Origin of the sequence: Allostella sp. (assembly GCF_041913585.1) — a bacterium.
Taxonomy (GTDB): domain Bacteria; phylum Pseudomonadota; class Alphaproteobacteria; order ATCC43930; family Allostellaceae; genus Allostella.
In genome coordinates this window covers 1-2,215 of record NZ_JAYSFE010000270.1, presented here as the reverse complement: position 1 = coordinate 2,215, position 2,215 = coordinate 1, and the positions used below count along the sequence as shown (strand labels likewise).

Below are 2,215 nucleotides of genomic sequence, written 5' to 3'. Positions count from 1 at the left end.
CTCGGCGTCGTCTGGGAGACGGCCCAGCGCGTCGTCGTCCTCTATGCCGGCCGCAAGGTCGAGGAAGGGCCGGTGGCGGAGATCCTCGCCCGCCCACGCCATCCCTACACCGCCGGCCTGCTGCGCGCGGCGGAGTGGCGGGAGGATGGCGGCCGCCTCGCCGAGATCCCGGGCACCGTGCCCTCGCCGCACGCGATGCCGCCGGGCTGCACCTTCGCGCCGCGCTGCACGCTCGCCGACGACCGGTGCCGGGGCGCCATCCCGCCGCTCCGGACGATCGGGGAGGCGCACGTCGCCGCCTGCTTCCGCGCCGGGGAGGTCGCCGCATGACGGCCCCGGTGCTGGAGGCGCGCGACCTCGCCAAGCGCTTCCCCGTCGCCGGCGGCTTCGGCGGGGCGAGGCGCGTCGTCCATGCGCTGAACGGCGTCTCGCTGGCAGTGGCGGCGGGCGAGACGCTGGCGGTCGTCGGCGAATCCGGCTGTGGCAAGTCGACGCTCGCCAACTGCCTGACCGGGCTGACCGAACCCAGCGGCGGGACGCTGCTCCTCGAAGGCGAGGACGCGGGCGAGATCCTCCGCCGCGATCCCCTGCGCTTCCGGCGCCGGGTGCAGATCGTCTTCCAGGACCCCTATGCCAGCCTCAACCCGCGCCGGTCGGTCGGCGATGCGGTCGGCGATGCGCTCCGCATCCATCGCCTGGCGCCGCGCCGCCGCCGCCGCGACCGGGTGGCCGAACTCCTGGCCGAGGTCGGGCTGGCCGGCGAGCATCTCGACCGCTACCCGCACGAGCTTTCGGGCGGCCAGCGCCAGCGCGTCGCCATCGCCCGGGCGCTCGCGGTCGAGCCCCGCATCGTCGTCTGCGACGAGCCGGTCTCGGCCCTCGATGTCTCGATCCAGGCCCAGGTCATCAACCTCCTGCGCGACATCCAGGCGCGCCGCGGCGTCGCCTACCTCTTCATCTCGCACAATCTGGCGCTGGTCCGGCACATCGCCCGCCGCATCGCGGTCATGTACCTGGGCGAGGTGGTCGAACTCGGCGACGCGGCGGCACTGCGCCGCCGGATGCTGCACCCCTATTCCCGCGCCCTCTTCGCCGCCGCGCCCGAGATCGGCCGCTCCAGCCGCGATCCGGACCGGCCGCCGCCGCTCAGCGGCGACGTGCCGAGCCCGATCGACCCGCCTTCCGGCTGCCGCTTCCATACCCGCTGCCCGCTGGCCGAGCCGCGCTGCGCGGCCGAGGCGCCGGCCTTGCGGGAGGTCGACGGCCGCCTCGTGCGCTGCCACCTCGCCGAGCGGCTGGCGATGGCGCCGGCCCCGCCTATTTCTGGCGGTTGAAGAGGTTCATCGGCAGCGGCATCCGGCGATAGCCGGCCGGGATCGCCAGCAAGGCGTGGTCGATCGCGCCGACGCGCAGGTTGTGCAGTTCCTGGTGGACGCGGGTCACCTTGCCCTCGCGCCGCACCTCGAGGTCGGCGCGCACCATGACGTTGCCACCCGTCACCCAGGCATGGCCGGTGATCCGGTCGCCGCGGCCGTTGGTGCCGTCGACCCGATGCTTGCGGGCCCGCGTCCCGGCCACCTGCTCGTGCCCCAGGGGCCGCGTCTTCCAGCGCAGCTGGAAGAGTTCGCCGACGCCCGGGACCAGCGAGATGTCGGCGTCCATCGCCACCCGCTGGTCCGGGAGGAGCAGGCTGGCGCGCCGCGACCGCTGGTCGATCAGCACGATGCGCCGGATGCCCTGGGTCACCATCTCGCGCCGCTCCAGTGGACCGCTGGCGACGACCCGCATGTCGTAGCTGCGGCGGCCCAGCGTCACGGTGGCATCGGCCGTGTAGGAGACGTCGGGCGGGCCGAAGGGCCCGTAGCCCTGCGCGGTGGCCGGCGCGACCGCCGCGAGGACGAGAAGGACGAGCGCCAGCAGGCGGGCCGTCACGGCGTTCACAGCCGGCGCGTCGGCGGCTGGCCGCCACCGGCCGGCAGCGGCATCCGCTGGTAGCCGGGGGGCACCCGGAACAGGTCGGGATCGATCGGTCCGATCCGCAGGTCGCTCAGTTCCTGGACGATGCGCACCGTCTGCCCCTCCTCGGTGACGTCGAGCGCCGACTTCAGCGGGATCCTCTCGTCGGTCAGCCAGACCTCGCCGACGACGCGGGCGCCGTCGGCGCCGCGGCCGTCGACATGGTGGCGGGTGACGGTGCGGCCGCCCAGTTCCTCCC

General features: G+C 74.7%; 4 protein-coding genes. 2 read left to right on the top strand and 2 right to left on the bottom strand.

Annotated elements, in window-relative coordinates; genetic code table 11:
- Window positions 1-330: oligopeptide/dipeptide ABC transporter ATP-binding protein (locus ACE3Q3_RS24080; protein ID WP_374450359.1), on the top strand; the 330-nt coding region annotated here is incomplete at its 5' end.
- Entirely contained in the window at window positions 327-1,334 is a 1,008-nt protein-coding gene (locus ACE3Q3_RS24075) for an ABC transporter ATP-binding protein (RefSeq protein ID WP_374450357.1), read from the top strand. The genes ACE3Q3_RS24080 and ACE3Q3_RS24075, both read left to right, overlap by 4 nt.
- Here the strand turns inward: ACE3Q3_RS24075 and ACE3Q3_RS24070 are convergent.
- Window positions 1,318-1,941: a hypothetical protein gene (locus tag ACE3Q3_RS24070; protein WP_374450355.1), complete on the bottom strand. Its 624-nt coding sequence runs from the start codon at window positions 1,939-1,941 to the stop codon at window positions 1,318-1,320. The two genes, ACE3Q3_RS24075 and ACE3Q3_RS24070, sit on opposite strands and share 17 nt — an antisense overlap.
- A partial coding sequence (locus ACE3Q3_RS24065; RefSeq protein WP_374450353.1) for a hypothetical protein occupies window positions 1,938-2,215 on the bottom strand: 278 nt, incomplete at its 5' end. The genes ACE3Q3_RS24070 and ACE3Q3_RS24065, both read right to left, overlap by 4 nt.